Annotated in this window: 23 protein-coding genes, 1 tRNA gene and 1 rRNA gene; 24 read left to right on the top strand and 1 reads right to left on the bottom strand. The window is 58.0% G+C overall.

From position 1 onward, the window contains the following. The first annotated feature begins 142 nt into the window (after positions 1-142). The 21 genes from KF767_11980 to KF767_11880 all read left to right on the top strand — a co-directional run bounded on the left by KF767_11980 (position 143) and on the right by KF767_11880 (position 23,359). On the top strand, positions 143-1,546 hold the full coding sequence (locus KF767_11980) for a hypothetical protein (GenBank protein ID MBX3018601.1): 1,404 nt from the start codon (positions 143-145) through the stop codon (positions 1,544-1,546). A 77-nt stretch (positions 1,547-1,623) separates the two neighbouring features. After that, positions 1,624-1,998, top strand: a complete 375-nt coding sequence (gene raiA, locus KF767_11975; GenBank protein ID MBX3018600.1) for a ribosome-associated translation inhibitor RaiA — start codon at positions 1,624-1,626, stop codon at positions 1,996-1,998. A 127-nt stretch (positions 1,999-2,125) separates the two neighbouring features. Further along, a complete protein-coding gene (gene metK / locus KF767_11970) occupies positions 2,126-3,283 on the top strand; it encodes a methionine adenosyltransferase (protein MBX3018599.1) in 1,158 nt (385 codons plus the stop codon). A gap of 15 nt (positions 3,284-3,298) precedes the next feature. Further along, on the top strand, positions 3,299-5,098 hold the full coding sequence (gene lepA, locus KF767_11965) for a translation elongation factor 4 (GenBank protein MBX3018598.1): 1,800 nt from the start codon (positions 3,299-3,301) through the stop codon (positions 5,096-5,098). Further along, the gene (gene lepB, locus KF767_11960; GenBank protein MBX3018597.1) at positions 5,099-5,896 is read left to right on the top strand and encodes a signal peptidase I; all 798 of its coding nucleotides are present in this window, start codon (positions 5,099-5,101) and stop codon (positions 5,894-5,896) included. 7 nt (positions 5,897-5,903) lie between these two features. After that, positions 5,904-6,647: a signal peptidase I gene (gene lepB / locus KF767_11955; protein MBX3018596.1), complete on the top strand. Its 744-nt coding sequence runs from the start codon at positions 5,904-5,906 to the stop codon at positions 6,645-6,647. A 28-nt stretch (positions 6,648-6,675) separates the two neighbouring features. Further along, positions 6,676-7,353, top strand: a complete 678-nt coding sequence (gene lepB, locus KF767_11950; GenBank protein MBX3018595.1) for a signal peptidase I — start codon at positions 6,676-6,678, stop codon at positions 7,351-7,353. Positions 7,354-7,451: 98 nt separating this feature from the next. Beyond that, the gene (locus KF767_11945) at positions 7,452-8,348 is read left to right on the top strand and encodes an aspartate carbamoyltransferase catalytic subunit (GenBank protein ID MBX3018594.1); all 897 of its coding nucleotides are present in this window, start codon (positions 7,452-7,454) and stop codon (positions 8,346-8,348) included. Further along, the gene (gene carA / locus KF767_11940; protein ID MBX3018593.1) at positions 8,345-9,436 is read left to right on the top strand and encodes a glutamine-hydrolyzing carbamoyl-phosphate synthase small subunit; all 1,092 of its coding nucleotides are present in this window, start codon (positions 8,345-8,347) and stop codon (positions 9,434-9,436) included. Before KF767_11945 ends, carA begins: the two co-directional genes overlap by 4 nt. Then, complete coding sequence (locus KF767_11935; protein ID MBX3018592.1) at positions 9,433-10,101, top strand: hypothetical protein; 669 nt, start codon at positions 9,433-9,435, stop codon at positions 10,099-10,101. Before carA ends, KF767_11935 begins: the two co-directional genes overlap by 4 nt. Positions 10,102-10,111: 10 nt before the next feature. Continuing rightward, positions 10,112-13,312, top strand: a complete 3,201-nt coding sequence (carB, locus tag KF767_11930) for a carbamoyl-phosphate synthase large subunit (protein ID MBX3018591.1) — start codon at positions 10,112-10,114, stop codon at positions 13,310-13,312. A 53-nt stretch (positions 13,313-13,365) separates the two neighbouring features. Continuing rightward, the gene (locus tag KF767_11925; protein ID MBX3018590.1) at positions 13,366-14,256 is read left to right on the top strand and encodes an ABC transporter ATP-binding protein; all 891 of its coding nucleotides are present in this window, start codon (positions 13,366-13,368) and stop codon (positions 14,254-14,256) included. Continuing rightward, positions 14,253-15,014: a hypothetical protein gene (locus tag KF767_11920; GenBank protein ID MBX3018589.1), complete on the top strand. Its 762-nt coding sequence runs from the start codon at positions 14,253-14,255 to the stop codon at positions 15,012-15,014. The genes KF767_11925 and KF767_11920 overlap by 4 nt, the downstream gene beginning before the upstream one ends. Before the next feature lie 22 nt (positions 15,015-15,036). Next, positions 15,037-15,813 carry a prepilin peptidase gene (locus KF767_11915; protein ID MBX3018588.1) on the top strand — a complete coding sequence of 259 codons (777 nt, stop codon included), beginning with the start codon at positions 15,037-15,039 and terminating at the stop codon, positions 15,811-15,813. Positions 15,814-15,988: 175 nt separating this feature from the next. After that, a complete protein-coding gene (pilM, locus tag KF767_11910; protein ID MBX3018587.1) occupies positions 15,989-17,041 on the top strand; it encodes a type IV pilus assembly protein PilM in 1,053 nt (350 codons plus the stop codon). Beyond that, positions 17,038-17,679 carry a PilN domain-containing protein gene (locus KF767_11905; protein ID MBX3018586.1) on the top strand — a complete coding sequence of 214 codons (642 nt, stop codon included), beginning with the start codon at positions 17,038-17,040 and terminating at the stop codon, positions 17,677-17,679. The genes pilM and KF767_11905 overlap by 4 nt, the downstream gene beginning before the upstream one ends. Beyond that, the gene (pilO, locus tag KF767_11900) at positions 17,676-18,305 is read left to right on the top strand and encodes a type 4a pilus biogenesis protein PilO (GenBank protein ID MBX3018585.1); all 630 of its coding nucleotides are present in this window, start codon (positions 17,676-17,678) and stop codon (positions 18,303-18,305) included. The genes KF767_11905 and pilO overlap by 4 nt, the downstream gene beginning before the upstream one ends. Beyond that, a complete protein-coding gene (locus KF767_11895) occupies positions 18,302-19,015 on the top strand; it encodes a pilus assembly protein PilP (GenBank protein MBX3018584.1) in 714 nt (237 codons plus the stop codon). The genes pilO and KF767_11895 overlap by 4 nt, the downstream gene beginning before the upstream one ends. 44 nt (positions 19,016-19,059) lie before the next feature. Continuing rightward, positions 19,060-21,318, top strand: a complete 2,259-nt coding sequence (gene pilQ, locus KF767_11890; GenBank protein ID MBX3018583.1) for a type IV pilus secretin PilQ — start codon at positions 19,060-19,062, stop codon at positions 21,316-21,318. A 27-nt stretch (positions 21,319-21,345) separates the two neighbouring features. Next, positions 21,346-21,939 carry a hypothetical protein gene (locus KF767_11885; GenBank protein ID MBX3018582.1) on the top strand — a complete coding sequence of 198 codons (594 nt, stop codon included), beginning with the start codon at positions 21,346-21,348 and terminating at the stop codon, positions 21,937-21,939. Positions 21,940-22,039: 100 nt separating this feature from the next. Then, positions 22,040-23,359: an AAA family ATPase gene (locus tag KF767_11880; GenBank protein MBX3018581.1), complete on the top strand. Its 1,320-nt coding sequence runs from the start codon at positions 22,040-22,042 to the stop codon at positions 23,357-23,359. A 75-nt stretch (positions 23,360-23,434) separates the two neighbouring features. Here KF767_11880 and KF767_11875 read toward each other — a convergent pair whose 3' ends face one another. Beyond that, on the bottom strand, positions 23,435-23,740 hold the full coding sequence (locus tag KF767_11875) for a cupin domain-containing protein (GenBank protein MBX3018580.1): 306 nt from the start codon (positions 23,738-23,740) through the stop codon (positions 23,435-23,437). A gap of 253 nt (positions 23,741-23,993) precedes the next feature. Between KF767_11875 and KF767_11870 the strand changes: the two genes are divergently transcribed. The 3 genes from KF767_11870 to KF767_11860 form a co-directional block, all read left to right on the top strand. Next, positions 23,994-24,512: a hypothetical protein gene (locus KF767_11870; GenBank protein ID MBX3018579.1), complete on the top strand. Its 519-nt coding sequence runs from the start codon at positions 23,994-23,996 to the stop codon at positions 24,510-24,512. A 113-nt stretch (positions 24,513-24,625) separates the two neighbouring features. Then, positions 24,626-24,701, top strand: a tRNA-Ala gene (locus KF767_11865). A 332-nt stretch (positions 24,702-25,033) separates the two neighbouring features. Beyond that, positions 25,034-26,151 (top strand): 16S ribosomal RNA (locus KF767_11860); the annotation flags it as partial.

Here is a 26,151-nt window from a genome sequence, read left to right as displayed (position 1 = left end):
GATCGGCAGTTTGGGCCAGGTCTTGATCTTTTTTCACCACTTCGAAGGTTTGGTTAAGACGTTCGCATCACCTTGAAACGCGAGACATTTTTCGACGGAGCTTCCATGATTTCCGTCTCGAATTCGCCGATACTAACTAGACATGAGTCGCAAGGTTCTAGGGGTGTGGCTGGTCTCGATCGTCGTCCTTATGGGATTCGGGAACGCCTGCTCTCGTAATTTTCAATTCTCGAATGACGATGACCTCGATCTGCAATCGATGTGTCGCCAAGACGAGACGCATTTGTCGGGATACCGGCAAGACGACTACCGTGTGGGCTATATCGGCCAAAGCAAAGTCCATTACATTCCGCAAGAAGACGATTGGATTCTGGTCGACGGGGACCGCCTGCTGAAAGTGAAGGGCGGCATTTTGCCGTCCCAACCGCTTCCGGGATCGCAAGGGGTCGGAGTGCCGGCCTCGGGTCGCTGGAAGGACGGGGTCATTCCTTACGAGATCGATCCCACGCTGCCGGATAAGCAACGGGTGACGGACGCCATCACGCATTGGAATCAAAATTTGAGCGGTGTCATTTCCCTGATTCCGCGGACGACTCAGTCGGACTATCTGCGCTTCACGAAAGTGAACAGCGGCTGCTCGGCGCCGGTGGGTTTCCTGGCCGGAGACGGCATTCACCCCGTGAACGTGGGGCCGGACTGCGGCGCGGGGAACGTCGCGCACGAAATCGGCCACATCGTGGGCCTCGATCACGAGCAGAATCGCTTGGACCGAAACAACTACGTCACCATCAACTACTCGAACATCGCGCCGGCGTATAAGCTGAACTTCGAGATCGTGGACGGGTACCAGAACTACAACTTCTACGACTTTGGCTCGATCATGCACTACACCCGGAATGCGTTCGCCTCGGACTTCGTGTCCGACACCATCACGCCGAAAGTGGCCGTCCCCGCGGGAATCACGATCGGGCAGCGTCTGGGGTTGTCTCTGGGAGACATCAACTCGGTGCGGATCATGTACGGTTACGCGCCGATTTCGGATGGCGGAACGGCGCCCACGCTGGATCCCTCCCGGGGGCTCTTCGCACGGTACGCGGAAGGCACCGATTTCCGTGACGTCCGGGTCGAAAAGATCGAGCCTTACATCAATTTCAACTGGGGGGCTTCGGCTCCGGTGGCGGGGGTTTCGACTGACAATTTCTCGGTTCGTTACACGGGCTTTCTGATTCCGCCGACGGACGGGGTTTACGTTTTCCGGGTTCAGGGGATGGATCCTTTGAAGATTTCGATCGAATCCGAACCCATCTTTTTGATGAAGGGCGAGAACGCCATCCGCGAGGCGCATTCGATCGGTTACGAACTGACGAAGGGTTATCACTATCCGATCGTGATCGAGTATTCGGCGTTGGTGGGGCAGTCCTATTTGAAGCTCTTTTGGACGAAACCCGACGGCACCGAAGAGATCATTCCCAATAGCGCCTTCCGTCCCAATACGGACTTCTCTTCCGTCTCGCCTTGCAGCGCTCAGTGGTTGACCGAAGAGTGAAAAATCACGGGAGTTCGCTTCCGGCCCTTTATCCAGGCTCCGAAAAGACCGATAATAGAAGTAACCAAGGAGCTTGCATGAAGTTCAACTTCACCTATCGCCATGTCGACGTATCCACTTCGCTCAACGCGTACTCGCAAGAGCAATTTGAACGTGTGGGTCGCCTGCTGCTGAAAGACAGCCGGTGGAATGTCGCCTTTTCGATGGGCCGTTACGATTACAACGTCGAGGTCAATGTTTCGGGACCCTGGGGTCACTTCAAGGCCACCGCGACCGCGGCCGACTTTTACGTCGCCGTCGATCAAGCCGCGCAGAAGCTCGAAAAGCAGTTTCAGCGCCGCAAAGATCAACTGCAAACCCACAAGAGCCCGATGCGCTCACGTGCCGGACAGCTGGAGAACGTCAACGATATGCTCGAATACGATCCGACGTCCTTCCGGAAGAGCGCCTAAGGGGCGACTCGCCGCATTCCAAACTCGTTTTTACTGCATCTTTCGAAGGCAGGGCCAAGGACCCTGCCTTCTTGCATTCAGGGGGGACATGGGATAGCTCTGACGGGATTCATACTGAGGAGTCTTCATGTCGAATTTTCTGTTCACCAGTGAGTCCGTTTCCGAGGGCCATCCGGATAAAATGGCCGATCAAATCAGCGATGCGGTTCTGGACGCGATTCTCGCGCAAGATCCGACGGGTCGCGTGGCTTGTGAAACGATGTTGACCACGGGACTTGTCGTCGTTGGCGGCGAAGTGACCACCAAAGCCCACATCAATGTCGCGCAGATCGTCCGCGAGACCGTCAAAAAAATCGGCTACGATCATTCGGACAAAGGTTTCGACTACAACACATGTGCGGTCATGGTCGCGCTCGGCGCGCAAAGCCCCGACATCGCCATGGGCGTGAAGCAGACCCTTTCGGAAGAGCAGGGCGCGGGCGACCAAGGGATCATGTTCGGTTACGCCGTGAACGAAACTGAAGAGCTGATGCCGGCTTCGATCGCGCTTTCGCACAAACTGGTGCGCGACCTCGCGAGCCTGCGCAAAGCGAACAAGGTGAATTGGCTGCGCCCCGACGCGAAGTCTCAAGTCACGATCGAGTACGTGGATGGCAAAGCGAAGCGGATCGACGCGGTCGTTCTGTCGACCCAGCATGCGGAAGACGTATCGCAAGGCCAGATCAAAGAATTCATCATGGAAGAGCTGGTCAAAAAATCGCTCCCCACGAACTGGTTGGACGCGAAAACCAAGTACTTCATCAACCCGACGGGTCGTTTCGTGACCGGTGGGCCGATGGGTGACGCCGGTTTGACCGGCCGTAAGATCATCGTCGACACCTACGGTGGGCACGGCGCTCACGGTGGCGGCGCGTTCTCGGGCAAAGATCCTTCGAAGGTGGACCGTTCGGCAGCCTATGCCGCTCGTCACGTCGCGAAGAACGTCGTGGCCGCGGGCCTGGCGGAAAAGTGTATGGTTCAGCTGGCGTACGCGATTGGCGTCGCGGATCCCGTTTCAATCTACGTCAACGATTTCGGCACTTCGAAAGTCGGTAGCGAAAAACTGGAAAAAGCCGTTCGCGCGACTTGGAATTTGAAGCCCGGCGCGATTTTGCGCGACTACGATCTGCTGAAGCCGATCTACTCGCCGACCGCGGCTTACGGTCACTTCGGTCGTCCCGAGTTCGCTTGGGAGAAGCTGAATAAAGTCGATCAACTCAAAGACGCGGCAAAGACCCTGGCGTAATCGCCAGGGGACCTCATGGATCAGAGTAAAATCCGGAATTTCTCCATTATCGCCCATATCGACCACGGGAAGTCGACGCTCGCCGATGCCCTGATGGGTGAAACGGGCGCGCTTTCCGATCGTGAAAAGAAAGACCAGTTCCTCGACAATATGGAGCTGGAGCGCGAGCGTGGCATCACGATCAAGGCGCAGACCGTCTCGTTGAACTACAAAGCCGACGACGGGGAAACCTACCAGATCAATCTGATCGATACTCCCGGGCACGTGGACTTCAGTTACGAAGTCTCGCGCTCATTGGCCGCCTGCGAGGGCGCGATCCTGGTCGTCGACGCCGGTCAAGGCGTCGAGGCGCAAACCCTCGCGAACGTTTACCTCGCGATCGAGAACGATCTCGAGATCATTCCCGTCCTGAACAAGATCGACCTGCCCGCCGCGGACCCCGAAGGGGTCACGAAGCAGATCGAAGAAACGATCGGCCTGGACTGCACGAACATCATCAAGGCGTCGGCGAAAGAGAAAGTCGGCATTCGCGATATTCTCGAATCCGTCGTGAAACGCGTACCGCCGCCGAAGGGCGATCCGAACGCGCCGATGCGCGGACTGATCTTCGATTCCTGGTTCGATGCTTATCAGGGCGTCGTCGTCTTGGTCCGTATGGTCGAAGGTCGTCTCAAGAAGGGCGACAAGATCAAGTTCATGGCGACCGATCGTGACTACGAGATCTTGCGCATCGGTAAGTATGCTCCTTTCCCACAAATGATCGAAGGCGCCGAAGCCGGCGAAGTCTGCTTCATCATCTGCGGGATCAAGGACATCCGTGACGTGAAAGTCGGGGATACGGTCACCGACTCGAAGAAGCCGGCGGCCGCGCCTTTGCCCGGCTTCCAGCGCGTGAAGCCCATGGTCTTCGCGGGGCTGTTCCCCGTGGTGGCCAGCGAATACGAAAGCCTGCGCGACGCTCTCGACAAACTTTGCTTGAACGACTCGTCTTTGACTTTCGAAGTCGAGAAATCCCAAGCCCTGGGCTTCGGCTACCGCTGCGGTTTCTTGGGGCTTTTGCACATGGAGATCGTTCAGGAGCGTCTGGAGCGTGAGTTCAACTTGAACCTCATCACGACGGCGCCGACGGTGGTTTACCAAGTCCATTTGACCGACGGCACGCACATGACTCTCGACAATCCGTCGCAGCTTCCGCCCGAGCCGAAAATCCTTAAGATGGAAGAGCCCTACGTGAAGATGACGGTCCACACGCCGACCGAATACATCGGCGCGATCCTCAAGATGTGCGAGGACAAGCGTGGGGTGCAGTTGAAGCTCGATTACGTGACCGAAAAGAAAGTCATGATCGAGTACAAACTGCCGATGAACGAGATCGTCATGGATTTCTACGATCGCTTGAAGTCGATTTCCAAAGGCTACGCCTCGATGGAATACGAATTCATGGACTTCGAAGAGTCCGACCTCGCGAAAATGGACGTCTTGATCAACGGCGAGGCCATCGACGCGCTTTCGTTGATCGTCCACCGTTCGAAGGCGGTGACGAAGGGTCGCAAGCTCACGGAAAAGATGAAAGAACTCATTCCTCGGCAGCAGTACCAAGTCGCGATTCAGGCGGCGATCGGCGCGAAGATCATCGCGCGCGAGACTCTCGGAGCTTTGCGTAAAGACGTGACCGCAAAGTGTTACGGGGGAGATATTTCTCGGAAGCGTAAACTTCTTGAACGCCAAAAAGAGGGAAAGAAGCGGATGAAGCAGATCGGCACGGTCGATGTCCCGCAAGAAGCCTTCTTGGCCATTCTGAAAGTCGAAGATTAAGTGGCTGAAAAACCGACCGAGACTCAGACCGACACCTCTAAAAACGCGGACACCTGGAATATCCGGAGCGCGTATTTCTGGAAAGAAGGCTGGGGCTCGATCGCGCTGGCGGTTCTGCTGGCCCTGTTCATCCGTTGGGGTTTCTTCGAAGCCTACGTGATCCCCTCGGGTTCAATGCTGCCTTCGCTTTTGATCCACGATCACATCTTCGTGAACAAGTTCACCTACGGTCTGCGCGTTCCGTTCAGCTCGAAGTGGATGACCCGCTTCAACGAACCCCAGCGCGGCGAAGTCATCGTCTTCAAATATCCGAACGACACCGACATCTTCTACATCAAGCGGATCGTGGGTCTTCCGGGCGATAAGATCTTCTATGAAAACGGCGTCTTGTGGATCAACGACAAACCCATGGAGCGCAAGCCCCCGGTGTCGAACGACGATCTGCAGTGGATGCGTGACGAAGACCTCGGTACCGACGGCGGACGCCAGGACGTTCTGGAAAACTACGTGCACTTCACGGAAGTGCTCGAAAACAAAGAGCACTCCATTCTGGTCCGCAAGGGCGAAAACTTCGATACCTATGGTCCGGTGACCGTGCCGGCCGAGCATTTCTTCATGATGGGCGACAACCGCAACAACTCCTCGGATAGCCGCGTGTGGGGCATGCTCCACCGTGACCTGATCCTGGGGCGGGCGAGCATCGTCTGGCTCTCGTGCGAAGAGACCCTGCCGGTCGTGAACATCCTGTGTAACCCGCTGACCTTGCGCTGGACCCGTTTCTTCCACGGCGTGAATTGAGTCGCGCATGTCCGCGCCGACCGGGACCAGCCTGAAAACGACATGGCCCCGGGCCCTGTTTTCTTTCTTCCTGCCGATCTTTCTGATCGCCATCAGTCGTTGGCTGTTGATCGAACCCTACGTGATCCCTTCGGGGTCGATGATTCCGACCTTGCTGATCCACGATCACGTTTTCGTGAATAAGCTCTCTTACGGAATTCGGGTTCCGTTCTCGCGGCAGTGGATGGTCACTTGGCGCGCGCCCGCCCGTGGCGACGTCATCGTTTTTCACTATCCGGAAAATCCCGAAGTCTTTTACGTGAAGCGGGTCATCGGACTTCCCGGAGATCGCATTCGCGTCGACGGTCGCCGTCTTTTCATCAACGAAAAAGAAGTCGCGCGCCGGGCGAAAGCGGATCTGTCCTCTTTGCCGGATGATATTCGGTCGCCGGAAGAAGGCGCCGATCACGATTACGAATACTTCACCGAGAATGACCACTGGGTGCGCTTTCAAGCGGACGAAGACATGATCCAGAATCCCGCCGAGGACTTCGAGGTGCCGCCCGACTCCCTTTTTGTCATGGGGGATAACCGCGACGAATCGGCGGACTCGCGCGTGTGGGGCTTCGTTCCCCGCGACAATGTCCTGGGACGTGCATCTTTCATTTGGCTCGCGTGCCGGGACACGCTGGCGACGGCGCCTTTCGTTTGCGATCCAGAAACGATTCGCTGGACCCGCCTTTTGACATCCATTCATGAGCGCGTAGACTAAACAACGTGTGAAGAAGAACTCTCCAGGCCTGCGCCGTTGGCAGGACTACGTCGAAAGCATTTTGATCGCCGTGCTGCTCGCGCTGGTCGTGCGCACGTTCGTCGTTTCGGGCTACCGTGTCCCGACCAGCACGATGGCGCCGGTGCTCAAGCCGGGTGACTTCATTTTCAGTTACAAACTTCCTTACGGCCTGAAAATTCCGCTGACGCAAATCAAAGTGGGCATCGAGGCCCCCCGCCGTGGCCAAGTGGTCGTTTTCACCTTTCCGGATCAACCACGCGTGAACTATGTGAAGCGCGTCATCGGGCTGCCGGGTGATCTGGTGCAGATCAAAGCGGGTCGGCTCGAAGTGAACGGCGTGCAAATGAAGTACGAGCCCGGGGACGCGTCACTGATCCGCGACCTTCCCGGTTTTGACGGTCTCGACGTTTACCGTGAGATGGCCACGGAGGGAGCCCGCGAGGTTCTGCTCAAGCGGAACGCGGTCCGCCAGGATTTCGGGCCGATTTTGGTGCCCCAGGGACAGGTTTTCCTTCTCGGCGACAACCGTGATTCGAGCGATGACTCCAGGTACTGGGGCTCGGTCCCGCTCGAGCGGATCGAGGGCCGCGTGTTTTTGATCTGGCTGTCCCTGGACTGGGCGGGCTCGAAAGCGAAGTGGCCGCCCTCGGTGCGCACGGACCGCCTTTGGATGCGCGTCGATTAGTCGCTTTTTCACTCGAGAAGCGTCTTGACCCAAATTGCAAAAGAACTGACACGGGTTTCATTGACGGGGGCCGGGGTGGCCGCTAGCTTGGGTTTTTAATGACCAACGGCCTACTCTCTCTGAGCGGAATCTCCAAAACATCAACGGAGAGCCTTTTTTCCCTGGCGCGTTCCCTTAAAAATAAACCCGGTCGTCCCGATTTTTTGGGCCAAACCGCGGCCCTTTTGTTCTTCGAGGCCAGCACGCGTACGCGCTTGAGCTTCGAATCGGCCTGTTACCGTGCGGGGCTCGGCCCCTTGGTTTTCCAAGGTGGGGCGGGGACCTCCATGGAAAAGGGCGAAACGCCCGAGGATACCTTCGCCAATGTGGCGGCGATGGGGCCTTCGGTGATGATCGTGCGCGGGGGCGATGAGCTGGCTTTGGACACTTTCGCGCGGGACTTCAAAATTCCGGTGATCAACGCGGGTTGGGGGAAGCGCGGGCACCCCACGCAGGCCTTGCTCGATCTGTTCACCATCGGCGAGCGCCGTCCCCTCGAAGGTCTCAAGGTCGTTTTTCTGGGGGATCTGAAACACAGCCGCGTGGCGGGATCCCATCTGGAGTTGTGGCCGAAGTTCGGGGGCGAGGTTCGTTTCTGCGGCCCCGCTTCGATGCTTCCGGATTCGGGCGTCGCACGTTTTGCGAATGTGAATGAGGCGCTCGAGTGGGCGGACGTGGTGATCGCGCTTCGCTATCAGAATGAACGGCACGGCTCGGGAGCGAGCGATTCGAAGATTCTGGCGGAGATTCGCCGCGACTTCGCGTTGACGAAAGAACATCTGGCGCGGATTCCGGAGTCGACGTTGATTCTGCATCCCGGCCCCGTCAATCACGGGGTCGAGCTGGACACCGAGGTCTATCGTGACCATCGTAGTTTGATTTTGGACCAGGTCGCGCACGGCGTGTGGTTGCGTGAGGCGCTCCTCCGTGCGGTGCTGAAAGGGGATTTGCAATGAAGGGCTTTTTGATTCTTGAGTCCGGCGAAAGTTTCGAAGGCGTCTGGAAGGGCGGTGAAAACCGTGCCGGCGAAGTCGTCTTCAACACCTCGCACTCGGGTTACGAAGAAATCGCGACCGATCCCTCGTACTACTCGCAGATCGTTCTGATGACCGCGCCGATGATGGGCAACTACGGCGTCGACAAAGCGGTCTGGGAGTCGCGCAAATACTGGATCCAAGGCTTCATGGCGCTCCAGATCCAGGACAACGAACGCGATAAGACCTGGGTCAATCGGCTGGCCGAATTCGGCATCCCCTCGATGGCGGAACTCGATACGCGCCGTCTGACCTTGCGTCTACGCGAAGGCGGAACCCCCTGGGGCGCCCTCGTGAAAGCCGAAAAAGAGGACGAAGCGCGGGCCCTCGCGCGCGATCTCATCGCCAAAGAAAAAGTGAAAGACAAAGACTGGGTTTGGGCCGCCTCACGCCGTGGCGTCGAAGTCCGCCGCGGGACCAATCCCGCGGGACCTAAACTCGCCGTCATGGATTTCGGCGCGAAGGAGAACATCTTGCGCGAGCTCGAGCAGCGCTGCTCGGAGCTGACCGTGTTCTCTTCGCGGGCGACGAAGGAAGAGATCTTGGCCGTGAAACCCCAGGGGCTGATGCTGACGAATGGCCCCGGCGATCCTTCGGATGTCCAAAAAGCTCCGGAAACCGTGCGCTCGCTCATCGGCGAACTGCCGGTCTTCGGGATTTGCATGGGGCACCAGATTCTGGGCCTCGCGCTGGGCGCGAAGACTTACAAGCTGAAGTTCGGTCACCGTGGCAGCAATCATCCGATCAAGGACGATCTGCTGAACCGCGTGTACATGACCAGCCAGAACCACGGCTACGCGGTCGACCCGCTCACGTTGCCGAAAGACGTGAAGGTCACGCAGACGAATCTCAACGACATGACCGTGGCGGGTCTTTTTTCGGCCGAGCGGAAGTGTCTGGGAATCCAATACCATCCGGAGAGCCGCCCGGGTCCGCACGATGCGAGTCCGCTGTTCGATTTCTTCGTGGGTCAGATGATCCAGGACCAACCCATGAAAGGGAAGTCATGACGATTAAAACTCCGAAAGAGCTGTTCGGCGATTACGCGGCGGTGATTCAGAAGTCGCTCGCGCACTTCGCGGGTCCCTTGCACAAAGACGAGGTTCAGGACGCGAAAGTGCGTTTCTTCCAGCCGCTTTCGGTGCCGGAAGAGTCTTCACCCCAGTTCGAAATGCGGATGTCGCAGTTTTTCGACTGGTACTTTTTCACGCGCTCGTTGAACGGCTTTCGCCAAACGCCTTTGGAGTCGCTTTTCCTGACGCGTGAACTGCGGTTCGATCCGGAAGAGATCGTCCTGATCGATCACATGCGCCACCATCGCCACGGTCTGTTCGAGTACGTGAAGACCAAGGGCGACACCGTGATCTTCCTGGATCTGCTGAAAAACGAAAAACTGCAGATCGTGAACCCGAACTTCGGTTTCGGCGTGGAAAGTGAACAGATCTTCGAAGCGCGTTTGGTTCCCAACGGTGGAAATTGGATTTTCATGCGCGGCTTTTGCTTCCATCCGCAGGACGCGCGCAAGTACATCCTGGCCGAAGTGAAAGCGCATCGCAAAGATCCGGATCTCAGTCCGCAGGATCTCATGCTCCGCCTTTTGAAAATGAACATGCGCACGGAACAGTACAAACACGTTTCCGTGCAGAAGATTTACTCGGACGAAGCCCGCGCTTAAGGAGACGAACATGCCCCGTCGTCAAGAATTGAAACGCGTCCTCATCATCGGTTCTGGCCCCATCGTCATCGGTCAGGCTTGCGAATTCGATTACTCCGGAACTCAAGCCTGCAAGGCGCTGATGAAAGAGGGACTTGAAGTCATCCTGGTGAATTCGAACCCCGCGACGATCATGACCGATCCCGAGATCGCGACGCGCGTGTACGTCGAGCCCCTGAAGACGCCCTTCCTCGAGAAAATCATCGCGAAGGAGCGCCCCGACGCGGTCATCCCCACGCTGGGCGGCCAAACGGCGTTGAACCTCGCGCTCGCGCTGCACGAGGAAGGCATCCTCGAAAAGTACAACGTGAAGCTGTTGGGCGCGGATCCGAAAGTCATTCGCGCGGCGGAAGATCGTGAAACCTTCCGCGGAATCTTGGACAAAGTCGGCGCGAAATATCCCGCCTCGGAAATGGTGCGCACCTTCGAGCAAGGCGTCGAGGCGGGCGATCGCCTGGGCTACCCGATCGTCCTGCGCCCGAACTACACGCTCGGCGGGGGCGGGGGCGGCATCGCCTATTCGCCCGAAGAGTACAAAACCATGCTCGCGACGGGACTCCACGAAAGCCCGACCAGCGAGGTCCTTGTGGAAGCGAGCATCCTGGGCTGGAAAGAATTCGAGCTCGAGGTCATGCGTGACCGCGCGGGCACGTTCGTCGTCGTCTGCACCATCGAGAACTTCGATCCCTGCGGCGTCCACACCGGCGATTCCATCACGGTCGCGCCCCAGCAGACGTTGACCGATGCCGAATACCAATCGATGCGCGACGAAGCCTGCAAAATCCTGAACGAGGTCGGCGTGGAAACGGGCGGCGCGAACATCCAGTTCGCCACCCATCCCGTGACCGGCCAGCGCGTCGTCATCGAAATGAATCCGCGGGTCAGCCGCTCTTCCGCTCTGGCGTCGAAAGCGACCGGCTTCCCGATCGCCAAGATCGCGGCCCTGCTCGCGGTGGGCTACACGCTCGACGAGCTCCGCAACGACGTGACGAAGGTGACGCCCAGTTGCTACGAGCCGGCGCTCGACTACGTCGTGACCAAAATTCCGCGTTTTGCGTTCGAGAAATTCCCCGGCGCGAAAGACATCCTGACGACGCAGATGAAGTCGGTCGGCGAAGTCATGGGGATTGGTCGCACGCTGCAAGAGTCGATGATGAAGGCGCTGCACTCGCTGGAGGGGCATCCCGAGGGCGTGCCCGAGATCGCCTGCGAACTCGAGAAGATCTCGTTCCCGAACAGCCGCCGGATATTCCACCTGTTCCAAGCGATGCGCGACGGGAAGACGGTCGCGGAACTCGCGGAGCTCACGCAGATCCATCCCTACTTCCTCGAAAAAATCGAAGACGTCATCCGCCTCGAAAACGAGATCAAGGCCGACCCGAAGGCCGCGCTGAAGGCTCCGCAGCTGCTGCGCGCGAAACGTTTCGGAATTTCGGACGCCCGCATCGCCAAACTCACCGAACGCAGCGAGGACGAGATCTTCAATCTGCGGCGCGAGCTGGGCGTGAAGGCCAGCTTCCAGCAGGTCGACACCTGCGCCGCCGAATTCAAAAGCGAGACGCCTTATTTCTACTCGACGTACTGGTCGGCGCCGACTTTCGAACTCGAGCCGAAAAACGTCGTCGCCGTCATCGGCAGCGGGCCGAACCGCATCGGGCAGGGGATCGAGTTCGACTACAGCTGCGTTCGTGGCGTGCGCGCGTTCCAGCGGCTGGGCCATAAGGTCGCGATGATCAACTCGAATCCCGAAACGGTTTCGACGGATTACGACACCTCGGACTACCTGTTCTTCGAGCCGCTCACGCTCGAGCATCTGACCGACGTTCTGGAGTTCGCGCGCGTCGACGGTTTCGTTTCGCAGCTCGGTGGACAGACACCGATCAATCTCACGCGGGGTCTTTTGGCCCGTGGATTCAAGCTTTTGGGTTCCAGCATGGACGTCATCGACTTGGCGGAAGATCGCGGCCTGTTCGCGAAAATTTGCCGCGAGCTGAACCTCGCCATCCCGAAATCGGCGATGGCCGCGGACATCGACGAAGCGCTGAACGTCATGCCCGAACTCGGTTACCCCGTGATCTGCCGTCCCAGCTTCGTGCTCGGGGGGCGCCGGATGGAGGTCATCGAAACGGACGGAGAACTCGTTTCTTACTTCGAACGTCACGCCGAGGCCTTCGGGCCGGATCGTCCTTGCCTGATCGATCAGTTCCTTGAGGGCGCGTTGGAAGTGGACGTGGACTTGGTCCGCGGTCCCGACTGGTGCGTGATCGGCGGCGTGGTCGAGCATATCGAGGCCGCGGGCGTGCACTCGGGCGACTCGATGGGGGTTTTGCCGCCGCAGCGCTTGAAAGATGAAACCTGCGAAAAAATCGAACAGCTGTCGATCCAGCTCGCCAACCGCATCGGCGTCCTGGGGCATTTGAACCTGCAGCTCGCGATCAAAGATGACGTCATCTACGTGCTCGAGGCGAACCCCCGCAGCTCGCGTTCGGTGCCCTTCATCGTGAAGGCGACCGGCATGCCGCTCATCGATCTCGGCGTCCACGCGACGCTCGGGATGCGTAAAGCCGAGCTGCCCGGCCTTCCCTTGAGCTGGCGTCTGGGCGATCAAGTCGCGGTGAAAGGCGTCGTCTTCCCGTTCAAAAAATTCCCGGAGGCGGACTCGATCCTGGGCCCCGAGATGAAATCGACGGGCGAAAGCATGGGCCGCGGCGAAAGTTACCCCGAGGCGCTCATGAAGGCGCTCTTGTCGAGTCAGGTCACTTTCCCGGCGGGCGGCGAAGTCTTCTTCTCGCTGCGGGAAAAGGATAAAGAGAAGATGCTTGGCCTCGCGAAAGAGCTCGTGTCGCTTGGCTACACGATCTCGGCGACCAGCGGAACGGCGAAGTACATGCAGGACAACGGTGTCGAGGCGCTCGCGCTCCGCAAAGTTCACGAAGGTCGACCGCATTGCGTCGATCGTCTGCGTTCGGGCAACGTGTCGTTCGTGATCAACACGACCCGCGGTCGCAAGTCGGTGGAAGCGAGCTTCGATATTCGTCGCGCGTGCATCGATCTGATGCTGCCGTGCTTGACCGAAACCGACACGGCCGAGGCGTTCATCCTCGCGCTGAAAAATGCCCGGACCGGTCAGTTCGAAGTGTCCCCGTTGTCTAATTCCATTGCTTTGCAATGAGTGAGCTCATTGCCTTGCAATAGAGAGTTCGATCGTGCTGCAATAGCGGCACGATGAGTGAAGAGTTCGCCCTCAAGGTCGAGGGCCTGAACAAATCTTTCCCTGGGTCCGCGTTTGAAAAGTCCCGTCAGGTGCTTTTCGACGTTTCTTTTCGCGTCCGCGCGGGCGTCACGACCGGTTTCATCGGTGTGAACGGTTCCGGCAAAACGACAAGCCTGAAGTGCGTTCTCGGTTTTATCCACGCCCAGCGGGGCGAGGTCTCGATCTACGGTCGACCGCAGTCGGACCTGAGCGTGCGTTCGAAGATCGGTTATCTTCCCGAGCGTCCTTATCTTTATGAATATCTGACCGCGCACGAATTTTTGAAGTTTCATTGGGAGCTGACGGGTGGGGGCGCGGACTTTCCGCAGGCCGGGGCGCGCGCGCTCGATCGCGTGAACTTGCGTCACGCCGAACACAAGCGCATCCGCACGTTCTCCAAAGGGATGATGCAACGGGTGGGCTTCGCGCAGGCGCTGCTGCGCGATCCGGAAATGTTGATTCTGGACGAACCGATGTCGGGGCTCGATCCCGACGGTCGTTACCTGATCAAAGACATTCTGCGCGAAGAAAAGAAGCGCGGACGCACGGTATTTTTCAGCACGCACTACCTCAGCGATGTCGAAGAACTTTGCGAAGACCTGATCGTGATTGATCAAGGAAAAATTCTTTATCAGGGACCCACGCTCGATCTCGTCGGGCGCGGGACCAGTCGCGTGCGGATCGCGTACCAGCTTCCGACGGAACGTTCGCCCTCGGAGCTCATTTGCGAACAAGAGGAAGTGATCGGAGCCCTGCAGGGACTCCAGGGGCAGAACGCGCGCATCTTGGGGATGGGCAGCGAGCACGTCGGTCTCGAGATCGCATTTAAATCCCTGCGCGGCACGAAGGACAGCGGCTCATGAGAACGATTTGGGTGCTGACCGCCAATGTCTTGCGTGAAATGGTCCGTGACCGGACGGTTTCGCTGCTTTTCTTTTCGGCCATCGTCCTCGTCGTCCTGTCATCCTTCCTGGGATCGCTGTCGCTGGATGAACAGCGCCGGATTTTGATTCACCTCGGTTTCGGGGCGATTCATTGGACGGCATTCGGCCTCGTTATTTTTCAAGGCGCGTTCACCCTCCAGCGTGAAATCGATCGTCAGACCTGTTTGATGGTGCTGGCGCGTCCGGTCAGTCGCACCGCTTTCCTGCTCGGGAAATTCCTGGGGGTGGCGCTCCTCGTGGGCGCGCACATTTTCCTGCAGGGCATACTGCTGTATTTGCTTTTGGGCGGCCAGGCTCCGGCGGGCCGATTCGCGGCGGTCCTGCTTGGCATGTTCGCCGAAAACCTCGTGCTGCTCGCGTTCGTGCTGTTCCTGGCGCAATGGGTACGCCCCATCGTGGCGGTCTTCGGCGGCATCGGCCTTTTCCTGGTTGGGAACTGGCTCGAAGAAATGAAGTTCCTCGCGGAAAAGCAGAAAAGCCAAGAGTTCGAGGCGCTCGCGGACGTGTTCCAGCGGGTTTTCCCGAATTTGTATTTGCTGAATTTCCGTTCGGAAAGATTTTTGGAAATCGGGGCGGCCGAAGTGACCGCCGCGATGCTAAGTTTGCACTTTGGACTTTGGCTCGCGCTGTTCTTGGTGCTGGCGTCATGGTCCTTCTCTCGGAGGGACCTTGTTTGAGCTTATCACGGCGCTTCCGCCGATTTACGGGATCGTTTTTTTCTTCGTGTTCGGTGCGCTTTGGGGAAGTTTCGCGAACGTTTTCATCCTCCGCTGGCCCGAGGGGGAAAGCGTCGTCACCCCCCGCAGCCGCTGCAACTCCTGTAAAAAGCAGATCGCTTGGTACGACAATATCCCGATCCTGACCTGGTTCATCCTGCGGGGGAAGTGCCGCAACTGCGGCGCGAAGTTTTCGATTCGCTACGCGATGGTCGAACTGTTGATGGGGACGCTTTTCGCGCTCGCTTTCTGGCGCTTCGGGTGGACTTGGAGTTTCGCGGAAAGTTTGCCTTTCATCTTCGCGCTGGTGACGGCCTCGGTGATCGACCTTGATCACTTTCTGCTGCCGGATATCTTGACGCTTTCGGGAATCGTGATCGGGCTCGTGGGCGGCGCCCTAAATCCCGATCGCAGTTTCTGGGACGCTCTGATCGGCGCGGTGTTCGGTTACGGTTTTCTGTGGTCACTCGCTTACGTTTACTTTCTTGTGCGCAAAGAAGACGGCATGGGCGGTGGCGACATGAAACTTCTGGCCTGGATCGGCGCCGTGCTCGGCTGGCAGAGCATTCCCTTCGTCATTCTTTGCAGCAGCATTCTCGGCAGCGTGGGCGGCTTGATCGTCGCCTTGCGGGATAAATCGGGAATGAAGGCCGTGATTCCCTTCGGGCCTTACCTGGCGCTGGCGGCACTCATTCTGCTTTTTGCGGGGGATTGGATCTCGACGAGCTCCCTCGCTTGGCTTTTCCCGCCTCCGGGATAAGGGAACTGGACCTACATCCCACCTGGACCTAGACCAGGAAATATCCGTTCGGCTGGACTTCGTGCCAGAGCTGGGGGCTCCTTTCGTCCGTCCAGCCCCTTCGCTTTGACAACGAAACATGTGAATTCAATAATTTGAAGATCAGAATAGGACTTTCTGTTGGGGGATCATCGTCGTGTTTTTCAGCGCCAATAAAGTGTTAGGACTCGACATTGGCTCGAGCTCCATCAAAGTGGCCGAACTCGACGTCTCGAAGAGCGGGGCGAAGCTCGTGAACTTCGGCATGATCCAGACGCCACCGAACTCGATTAACGGTGGGGACATCGCGGATGTCAGTTCTTTGGCGGTCGCGATCAAAACCGTCTGCGCCGAAATCAAAGCCAAACGCAAAAACGCCGCGGTCGGCATGTTCGGTACCGCCGTCATCGTGAAGAAGATCACGATTCCACGGATCGATTTGAAGCTCGTGAACGAACAGGTGAAATGGGAAGCCGAGCAGTACATCCCCTTCGACGTGAACTCGATCTCGCTCGCGCACCATGTGATCAATCCCAAAGAAGCCTCCGAGACGATGGACATCCTGCTGATCGCCGCGCAGAACGAGCTCGTCGCCGAGTACTATCAAGTCGTGCAGAACGCCGATCTGAAGATGGGGGTTCTGGACGTCAGCGCGTTCGCTCTCGCGAACGTCTTCGAATTCAACTACGGCCGTCCGGAAGGGCAGGCCGTCGGCTTGATCAACGTGGGCTCGGCGATCACGAATTTTGTCGTGGTGGCGAACGGCGAAGTTGTCTTCTGCCGTGATATGCCGATCGGCGGGCAGAACTACACCAACGACATCCACAAAGAGATGGGCGTGTCTTTGGGCGAGGCCGAGTCGTTGAAGCTGTCGGCCGCTTCGGGCGGCGCGGTGCCGGACGAAGTCCACAGCGTTCTCAGCTCGACGACCGAAGTGCTTTCCGAAGAGATTCGCAACAGCTTCGATTTCTTCGCGGGAAGCTCCGGCGGATTGAATATCTCGCAGGTCTATTACACGGGGGGCGCGGCCGCGACGCCGGGCTTGATTCGGAATTTGTCGCAAGCGACCCGCCTTAATTTCGAATATTTAAATCCCTGCCAGCGCGTGGTTTCAGGGAATAAAAAAATCTCGACCATGTACATGGAGCAGATCGCGCCCTTCTGCGCGGTGGCGTTCGGTTTGGGGCTCAGAAAGCTGGGCGACGGATGATTAAGGTCAACCTCGCCAAAAAAGGGATGGGCGGAAAGAAGTCGGGCGGTGGGCTCGGCAACTTCTCGTTGCGCTCGGGGGGCATCTCGGATGCGGGCCTGGCGGATGAATTCGCGAGCGTAGACAACACGAACCGCACATTGCTCATCAATTTGGTGTTGATGTTGATCGGCGTACTGGCCCTTTACATTTACGAGCAGTCGAACGTGCCCCCGCTTCGCTCGTCGGCGACGTCCCTTCGCCGTCAGCTCGACGAAGTGAAGAAGAAGAACGTCGGCGCCGCGGACGTCGTGAAAGAGATCGCGCGTTTCGAGTCCGAGCAAACGGTCCTGCAAAACCAAATCAATGCCATCGAAGCGATCAAGCGCGATCGTCTACGTGAGGTTCGGGTGCTGGACTATATTCAACGCGAAATTCCCGAAAAAGTCTGGCTGCAACGGATGGATCTGAATCAAGGCCGCCTCAGCATCGCGGGATATGCCACGACGGACTCTGAACTGACGACCTTCATGGAAGGTCTGCAGCGGAGTGCCTACCTTAAAGAAATTCAATTGGTCAGATCCACCGAAGCGACGGTTGCGGAAATTGGCGCGGTCAAAAGATTCGAAATTGTCTGTAACATGGATCGGTCCCAATGAATCCTATTCTCGCGCGCATCGCTAGCCTCACGACGGGTAAAGCTTTGGTGATCGGTTTGATCATCACCGGAATCTATTACGGCGCGGCTTACGACGACGGATCGGCGGTTCGTCGCCGTATCGCCGAAACGCGCAAGCAGCTCGATGTCGAGCGCGAAAAAGAGAAAGAGACCGACCGCGCCCTCGCCCGCCGCTCGCAGCTTGAGGCCAGCTACAAGGCGCTCTCGGAACAGTTCCAGATCGTGTCCTCGCAGATTCCGACGGATCTGGATTCCGCGGAAGTTATCCGTACCGTCGATACGATGGCGAAAACGTCGGGGATCACCATCAAAACGAAAGAGCCGAAAGCGGCGATTCGCGAGGACATCCTTGAGTCGTATCCCATCCGCGTGACCGCCGAGGGCAGCTTCTCGGAAATGACGATGTTTTTCTTCAATCTTTCCACGATCGAGCGCGTGTACCGCGTTCGGTCGTTTACTTTCGAAGGTCCCACGGAAAAGCGCCGTGGCGGAACCGCGGCGAACCGCATGACCATGGACGCCGAGATCGCGAGCTTCAAGTTCGTCGGACCCGAGCCGAAAGCGAAAGAGAAGCGCAGCAATTCGCGCCGGGGGGCCGGAAGATGAATTCCAAGCTCTCCATCCAAAAGGGAATCGCCGCGGGCATGATGCTTTTAGGCGTCGCTAGCGGACTTTACTTCGCCAGCGGCCGCGGCTCGAGCGCGCAAGCGCAGGTCGACGGCGCGCTCCCGCCGCCGAGCGATGCTTTGCCGCCGGCCATGGATTTGCCGCCGCCTGCGGACGGGTCTTTGCCTCCTCCGTCGGATGCTTTGCCGCCCGATATGATGGGGGCGCCGCCGCCGTCGGATATGCCGCTTCCCGAGGGGCAGGCGATGCCACCGGATCTGCCTCCGGGGGAAGGTCTGGACATGCAGACTCCCGATGCGCTGATGCAACGGAACGTGAATCCCGAGGGTTTCATTTACAACCCCGAAGGCTTGCGCGATCCGTTCTTCCCCTCGCGACAGGGGCGCCCCGAAATTCCTCTGGAGGAAGCGCGGCCCGTGACCGAGCTGGATTACAACGCGCAAGATCCGCTCCAGGCCTTCCCGCTCAGCGAGTACAAACTCGTCGCGGTGATGTGGAGCGTGCGCGAACCGCGGGCGATGATCCTGGCGGGCGACAAAAAGACGTACGTGATTCGTAAGAAGATCCGCTTGGGACGTGAAGGAGCGGTCGTCGTGGCGATTCGTGAAAGCGAAATCGTGGTGGCGGAGCCGAATCCGGATGGAACGTATGTGAATGCGAACACCCGGGTGATTGGAATGCGGAAGTAGATTTGCGCGGGACCGCAAGGATGCGGACCCGGATAGGAGTGGCCATGGACGGATTCAAAAAAAGTATGCGCCTGGGGATCTCGGCGATCGTCATCTTCGCGATGGTGACCGGTTGCTCGACGCAGTCCGTGGATAGCCCTGAAGGCGAACAAGACGTCGCGGCGGATGATTTCTCGGATTTCGAGTCTTCGGGCGATAACGCCGGCGGCGATTTCGGCACCGAAGCGGAAGACGCGATCGAAGGTGAAATCGCCGAGGACAGCTCCGGCGGTGGCGGCTCGGATGAGTTCTCGCAATTCGAAGAAGCGCCCAGCGAAGACGGCAATGCGGCCGTGGATCCCGGTGGCGGCGATTCGTTCGCGGGTGAAGATCCGCTCGGCCTTCCGGCGGAAGAAGCGCCGATGGACCAGCAGGCGCAAGGGGACGCTCCGGTGGAAGAGATTCCCCCGGCCGAAATTCCGCCGACGGACATCCCCGGTTCCGATCCGATGGCGCAGCAGCCTCCCATGGGGGATGAGCCCGCGATGGGCGAGCCCACGGGACAAATCGTCAATATCACCGAACTTCAGTTCCGTGCGAACGACAACGGCGGCACGGTGGTCGTTCAGGGCGACGGTCCGATGCAGTTCAACCAACGCCTGAATTCGGACACGAATCAGTTCGTCATCGAGATCCCGAACTCGAAGTTGCCGGCGCGTTTGAAGCGCCCGTTGAACACACGCGATTTCGGCGGCACCGTCGGGGCGGTCGACGCTTACCAGAACGCGGGCAGCACCACCACCCGTGTCGTCGTCCAACTGCGTCCGAACAGCCCGGAGCCGGTCATTCAGGCCGAGGGGAACGCCCTTTTGGTCGTGACGTCGCCGCCGATGCCTTCGTCGGACAGCATGGCGCAAAACACCTCGATGGACCAAGAGAACTACGACGAGGGGCCGACCGAGTCCGACATTCCGCCGTCGAAGCTGATGACTTCGGAAAATCTCGAGGACTTCTTGGCCAACAACCAGACTTTCTACGGCAAAAAGATCTCGATCGAAACGGATGAAGTCGAAGTCCGCGAAGTCTTCAAGTTGATTTCCGACGAAGCGAACGTGAACTTGATCCTCGCGGACGGCGTCGACGGGAAAGTCAGCGTGAAATTGAAGAACGTCCCTTGGGATCAAGCGCTCGTGTTGCTGATGAAAACGAAGAAGCTCGGCTACACCCGCAGCGGCAACGTCTTGCGGATCGCGAATATCGCGGACATCCAGAAAGAAGAGAAAGACTCTTTCGACCTGCAGGCCCAGCGCCGTCAGAATGCGGCCCCGAAGGTGCGCACGCTGCAGGTGAACTACGCGAAGGTCGAAGACCTCGAGAAGCAGATCAAGAATATGCTCTCCAAAACGGGAACCGTCGTTTCGGATCCCCGGACTTCGGCGCTCATCATCACGGACTTCGAGGAAAACATCGATCGTGCCGCGAAAGTGGTGCAGTCGCTCGACGTGCCTCCGCAGCAGGTCTTGATCGAGGGTAAAATCGTCGAAGCCGTCGAGAACTCCGAAGAGTCCATGGGAATTCAGTGGAACTTCACGGGGGCGCCGACCCAAATCGGCTCGGGCCGCAACGTGCTTTCGAGTTCGCAGGGGCCGGTCCGTATGAACAACAACTTCTCGGTGAACCCGGACGTGCCCGCGAACCGCTCCATGACCTTGGGATTCAACCTCGGGACCTTCGATATCCTGGGGGATCTGAATGCGACGCTGAACCTCTTCGAGCAAGAGGGGAAAGTCCGCGTTCTATCTTCACCGCGGATCGTGACCATGCATAACGAAAAAGCGAACATCGAGCAGGTCCTGCAGATTCCGGTGCGGCAGACGCAGATCTCGAACGGCTCGACGATCACGTCCGTCAGCTTCAAGGACACGAAACTCGCGCTGGAAGTGACTCCCCAGCTGACCAACGACGGCGCGGTCATGATGAAGATCGATATGCTGCGTGAGTTCGCGGGGGAAATCGCGAACAATCAAGACGGCGCGCCCTCGATCAACAGTCGTAAGGCGTCGACTCGCGTGATGGTGAAGAACGGTCAGACGGCGGTCATCGGCGGGATTTATCAAAATGATGCGCGTAATACTGATACGCTCGTCCCGGGCTTGGGACGCCTGCCGGTCATTGGCTGGTTGTTTCGATCTAATAACCAATCCGAGCAGCGGAACGAGCTGCTGATGTTCCTGACTCCGCGAATCCTCGGCCAGCTTGATAGCCAGGTGATTCCGAGTCAAACTGGAGGAAGCAGTGGAGAATCTGACGATTTCTCGTTCTAGGGGCGCGGTGTTGGAAGGGAATTTCCAATGACGATGACATCTCTTGGCCAATTCAAAATGGGGATCCGGGGCGCGGCGCTGATGAGTGCCGTGGCGCTTCTGTGCTCGTGCCAACCGCTCCAACAAACGGGTGGGGACATCACCGTGGCGTTGTCCTCTTCGGAGTTCATCCTGCTGGATGCGCCCGGCAAAAGCTGCCGCGCGGTGATCGACAATGCTTCGGCGGATGACGTTTCGCCGCTGCACATGAACCTGGGCCGCATGACCATCACCTGGGACGGCGAGGCCAATACCGAGCTGAAGGTGGTTTACGTGAAGCTGAACGTCGTCTCGGGAGGACTGTCCTCCAGCGACCGGCCGATCACCATCGCGAGCCAAGATCTGAACTGCCTGATGAACGGCTCCCGCGACGAGGAAAAACTCAAACCCGCGCAGGCGACCTTCCCCTTCCAGAAGTCCATCATGGTCGGGGGGCTGCGGGCCACGGACGGGACCCTGCGCTCGTCTTTCAGCGGGACGGTCAACATGATCGTCTACGCGATCAAGCAACGCGCGGACGGCAGCGAGACGCCTTTGGTGGGACGCGCTTCCGGCCGCTTCTCGTTCCAGGGGATCTTCTAAGCGGAGTTTGCCGCTCCCGCTCACCGCCAGATCGTATGACGGCCCGGGGAACCGGGCCGTTTCCGTTGACCCCCGTGGCCATCGCCGTTAAATCCACGACGTGCCGATCAACGAACCGACCCTTTTTACGCAGAACGAACGAAACTCCGGACTCTCTCCGCTGGCCGAGCGCCTGCGCCCGCGTGAGTGGGGCGACGTCTTGGGGCAGACCCACGTCCTTCCCCGGCTGAAAGAGCTCGCGGGACGTGAATTCTGGCCGAGTCTTTTGCTTCACGGTCCTCCGGGCTGCGGTAAGACCTCGATCGTGAGCGTTCTTGAAAATCACTTTAAAGGCGTCTGGATTCGCGCCCACGGCTCGGAGCTGAAGGTGTCCGAGTTGCGGTCCCTGTCCGAGGAAGGACGTCACCGTAAGCTTGTGGAGAATAAACAGACCCTGGTCTTCATCGACGAGATTCACGGGCTCACGAAAGTGCAGCAAGAGGCGCTGCTGGACCCCGTGGAAAAGGGAAACATCGTGGTGCTCGGCGCGACCACCGAAAATCCGGTCTTTTTCCTGCGCCCGGCCCTCCGTAGCCGCCTGCGCACGCTCGAGCTTCGGAAGCTGACCGCGGACGAGATCCGCCCGCTCCTCGAAAGGGCCGAGGCCACCTTGCGTGTGGACCAGCCGGCCGCGCGCGCCTTTCCGACGGGGCTTCTGCAGTTCGTGGCCGAAGCGACGACGGGCGATGCCCGGCGCGCGCTCGTGCAGTTCGAACTCCTGTGGGAGGCCCAGCAGTCGCAGGCGACGGATCTGACCGAAGAGGAAGCCCTCAAGATCCTGTCCGAGCAGACCCGCCCGGCGCTTCCCGAGGACGACTACCACTCGGGCCTCTCGGCCATGATCAAGTCGATCCGCGGCTCGGACCCGGATGCGGCCCTTCTGTGGGCGACCCAGCTCATGGAGGGCGGGGTCGATCCGCGCCTGATCCTTCGCCGCCTCATCATCTCGGCGTCCGAGGACATCGGGAACGCCGAGCCGCGCGCGCTGCAGGTCGCGGTCGCCGCGGCCCAGGGCTTTGAGTGGGTGGGACTTCCCGAGGGACGGCTGACGATCGCGCAGGCGGTGATCTTCCTCGCGAGTTGCCCGAAGTCCGACGCGGTCTACGTGAGCTCCGGCAACGCGACGAAGTGGGTGGATCAAGGCTATCCGTGGAAAGTGCCGGCGCCGCTCACCCAAGAGGGCAAAGATCTCTACAAAAATCCGCACAACGAATCGCGGGGCTGGGTGAAGCAGCGCTACCTGCCCGAAGGCCTGACCGCCGAAACGCCCGTGATGAGCTGGACCGGTCGCGGTCAGGAGAAGAAACTCATCGAGTATCTCCAGTGGCTGCGCCAGTCGAAGATTGCGAGCCGCGATCCCGGAACCGAGCCCACGGAATAAACCCAGAGTTCCAAAACAAAAAAACCGGCGCTTCCGCCGGTTTTTTCGTTTCTCTCCGTGATTGGCCTGAAAACGCTAAACGATCTTCTGCGCGTAGACCGAAAAGCAGGTCTCGCCGCTCTGGCACAGATGCGAGTGGCGGGTGTTCGCGGGAATCTCGATGCGGTCGCCTTCGCGTAGAAGCACTTGATTACCGGCGATGTTGTAAAGCAGCTCGCCCTGCAGAATGATGCGGACCTCGGTGAAGGGGTGACGGTGCTCGCTCACCTTCTTTTGCGGGGCGAGGGTTTCTTCGAAGGACTCAAGTCCTTCCGCCTCCAGAATCATCTGGGCTTGTTCACGCGAAAGTTTGTTCGGGGCCTGCCAACGGGTAATCAACATGATCGTATTTCCTTGCTGTCGAGACTCGGTTCTAGCACAGCCCTTGTGCCGTGGGAATTCTTTCCTGCAGGACTCAGGGCCTGTTTCAGAATGAGGATTCCCCTCTGAAAACCCGCGCGGGAGGGCACAAATCCCGGGTTCCCGTATCACCCTGGTATGCTCGCGAATGTCCGAGAAAATTCATCAGGATTTCCTTCAGTTCAATATCGCGTTCGTCGATAGAAGCTATGAGTGAGTTAACAGGAGGCTCCGTTTGAGCGACTCGGATAGCACAGTGAATACCGCCCAGCTTCTTCATGAAGTCTCCGCGTTCGTGGGGCAGGCCCAGGGCCTGAGCTTCATCGAAGCCGATGGTGGACGTATGCAAGTCACTCAGTCGGTCGACGGAAAGTGTTTCCGCTTCAATCCGCAAGATCTCTCCGAGGTCGTTCATCGCTTCGACACCGACGGCAAGGTCTTCATTCAGGTGAATTTCAAATCGGGTCTCAAAGTTTTGCTGACGGAAAATCTTGTCGGCTTCAAACCCGAACAAGTGATGGGTCTTGATATGACGAAGCTTCCGAAGGTCGTCACCACTCCCGATCTCGTCTCGGTTCTCGAGGCGATCGAAGAAACTCTCTCGAGTGATTCCCTCGTGGAGCACGAGTTGGAGATTCTGAAGCGCGTGTACCACGCGATTTTGAAGGGCGGAGAGCTCGCGGGCTTCGATTTGCACTTCGAACGCCGCTGGTTGGAGCGTTTGACCCCTTCGGCCTTCCGCGCCTCGGCTTAATTTGCCCACCTCATTTCAATAACTTAGCCCAGCGTCTGAACGACGTTTGGGCATCTCTTTATTTTCTGTTGACCCTTTTTCTCCCTTAGTACAAAAGGCCTCTCACGCCGTTTGGGGGCATAGCTCAGCTGGGAGAGCGTCTGATTTGCATTCAGAAGGTCGCAGGTTCGATCCCTGTTGCCTCCACCAAACACTCTTGAAACCCGCTTCTGCCGAAGCTTTCGGCAAAATGGGATTCCTGAGCGAAGGCAGCCACTTTTGATGTTTTTCGGAGCAAAAAAATCTTCGAAAAAATTAAAAAAAGGGGTTGACGGGCGGAAGGGGAGGAAATAAACCTCTGCTTCTCGGAAAAACGAAAGTTTGAGAAACGAAGAGCTGAAAAGCTCGAAGTTTGAAGCGCTCTTTGAAATCTGAATAGCTAGTGAATTGAGTCGTACAGAAATAAGATTTGTACACCAAAAACAATGATTCGAATAAATCGCAAACGCGAAATTTGAAGCTTTGTTCTTAAGACAGAATTTAAACTGGAGAGTTTGATTCTGGCTCAGAACAAACGCTGGCGGCGTGCCTAATACATGCAAGTCGAACGATGTAGCAATACATAGTGGCGCACGGGTGAGTAACACGTGGGTAATCTGCCTTGGAGTGGGGGATAACTAGTCGAAAGATTAGCTAATACCGCATAAGACCACAGGAACTGAGGTTCTAGGGGTCAAAGGTTTTTCGCTCTAAGATGAGCCCGCGTAAGATTAGCTAGTTGGTAGGGTAATGGCCTACCAAGGCGACGATCTTTAACTGGTCTGAGAGGATGATCAGTCACACTGGAACTGAGACACGGTCCAGACTCCTACGGGAGGCAGCAGTAGGGAATATTGCGCAATGGGCGAAAGCCTGACGCAGCGACGCCGCGTGAGTGATGAAGGACTTCGGTTCGTAAAGCTCTGTTGCAAGGGAAAAAGAAAGTGATTGTACCTTGTGAGGAAGGGTCGGCTAACTTCGTGCCAGCAGCCGCGGTAAGACGAGGGACCCTAGCGTTGTTCGGAATCATTGGGCGTAAAGCGGGTGTAGGTGGCTCTCTAAGTCAGGTGTGAAAGCCCTGGGCTCAACCCAGGAAGTGCATTTGATACTGGAGAGCTTGAGTGCTGGAGAGGCTATTAGAATTCCAGGTGTAGTGGTGAAATACGTAGATATCTGGAGGAATACCGGAGGCGAAGGCGGATAGCTGGCCAGACACTGACACTCAGACCCGAAAGTGCGGGGATCAAACAGGATTAGATACCCTGGTAGTCCGCACCATAAACGATGGATACTTGTTGTTGGAGGTATTGACCCCTTCAGTGACGTAGCTAACGCGTTAAGTATCCCGCCTGGGGAGTACGGTCGCAAGATTAAAACTCAAAGAAATTGACGGGGGCCCGCACAAGCGGTGGAGTATGTGGTTTAATTCGATGCAACGCGCAAAACCTTACCTGGGCTTGACATGGACCGGAAGATTGGCAGAAACGCCGTCGCCCGCAAGGGTCGGTTCACAGGTGCTGCATGGCTGTCGTCAGCTCGTGTCGTGAGATGTTGGGTTAAGTCCCGCAACGAGCGCAACCCTTGTCTTTAGTTGCCAGCATTTAGTTGGGCACTCTAGAGA

The sequence above is a fragment of the Pseudobdellovibrionaceae bacterium genome (genome assembly GCA_019637875.1).
Taxonomy (GTDB): Bacteria; Bdellovibrionota; Bdellovibrionia; order Bdellovibrionales; family Bdellovibrionaceae; genus JAHBUW01.
Note: the sequence above shows the minus strand (reverse complement) of the source record. Positions and strands in the feature narration are given on the sequence as shown.

Bases quoted from the DNA above. Each gene is read 5' to 3' on its own strand.
- carB (MBX3018591.1), top strand. From the start codon at position 10,112: ATGCCCCGTCGTCAAGAATTGAAACGCGTCCTCATCATCGGTTCTGGC.
- pilQ (MBX3018583.1), top strand. From the start codon at position 19,060: ATGGACGGATTCAAAAAAAGTATGCGCCTGGGGATCTCGGCGATCGTC.
- KF767_11945 (MBX3018594.1), top strand. From the start codon at position 7,452: ATGACCAACGGCCTACTCTCTCTGAGCGGAATCTCCAAAACATCAACG.
- metK (MBX3018599.1), top strand. From the start codon at position 2,126: ATGTCGAATTTTCTGTTCACCAGTGAGTCCGTTTCCGAGGGCCATCCG.
- pilO (MBX3018585.1), top strand. From the start codon at position 17,676: ATGAATCCTATTCTCGCGCGCATCGCTAGCCTCACGACGGGTAAAGCT.
- lepA (MBX3018598.1), top strand. From the start codon at position 3,299: ATGGATCAGAGTAAAATCCGGAATTTCTCCATTATCGCCCATATCGAC.
- KF767_11895 (MBX3018584.1), top strand. From the start codon at position 18,302: ATGAATTCCAAGCTCTCCATCCAAAAGGGAATCGCCGCGGGCATGATG.
- KF767_11920 (MBX3018589.1), top strand. From the start codon at position 14,253: ATGAGAACGATTTGGGTGCTGACCGCCAATGTCTTGCGTGAAATGGTC.
- KF767_11980 (MBX3018601.1), top strand. From the start codon at position 143: ATGAGTCGCAAGGTTCTAGGGGTGTGGCTGGTCTCGATCGTCGTCCTT.
- carA (MBX3018593.1), top strand. From the start codon at position 8,345: ATGAAGGGCTTTTTGATTCTTGAGTCCGGCGAAAGTTTCGAAGGCGTC.
- KF767_11885 (MBX3018582.1), top strand. From the start codon at position 21,346: ATGACGATGACATCTCTTGGCCAATTCAAAATGGGGATCCGGGGCGCG.
- lepB (MBX3018596.1), top strand. From the start codon at position 5,904: ATGTCCGCGCCGACCGGGACCAGCCTGAAAACGACATGGCCCCGGGCC.
- KF767_11875 (MBX3018580.1), bottom strand. From the start codon at position 23,740: ATGTTGATTACCCGTTGGCAGGCCCCGAACAAACTTTCGCGTGAACAA.
- KF767_11935 (MBX3018592.1), top strand. From the start codon at position 9,433: ATGACGATTAAAACTCCGAAAGAGCTGTTCGGCGATTACGCGGCGGTG.
- KF767_11925 (MBX3018590.1), top strand. From the start codon at position 13,366: ATGAGTGAAGAGTTCGCCCTCAAGGTCGAGGGCCTGAACAAATCTTTC.
- raiA (MBX3018600.1), top strand. From the start codon at position 1,624: ATGAAGTTCAACTTCACCTATCGCCATGTCGACGTATCCACTTCGCTC.
- KF767_11905 (MBX3018586.1), top strand. From the start codon at position 17,038: ATGATTAAGGTCAACCTCGCCAAAAAAGGGATGGGCGGAAAGAAGTCG.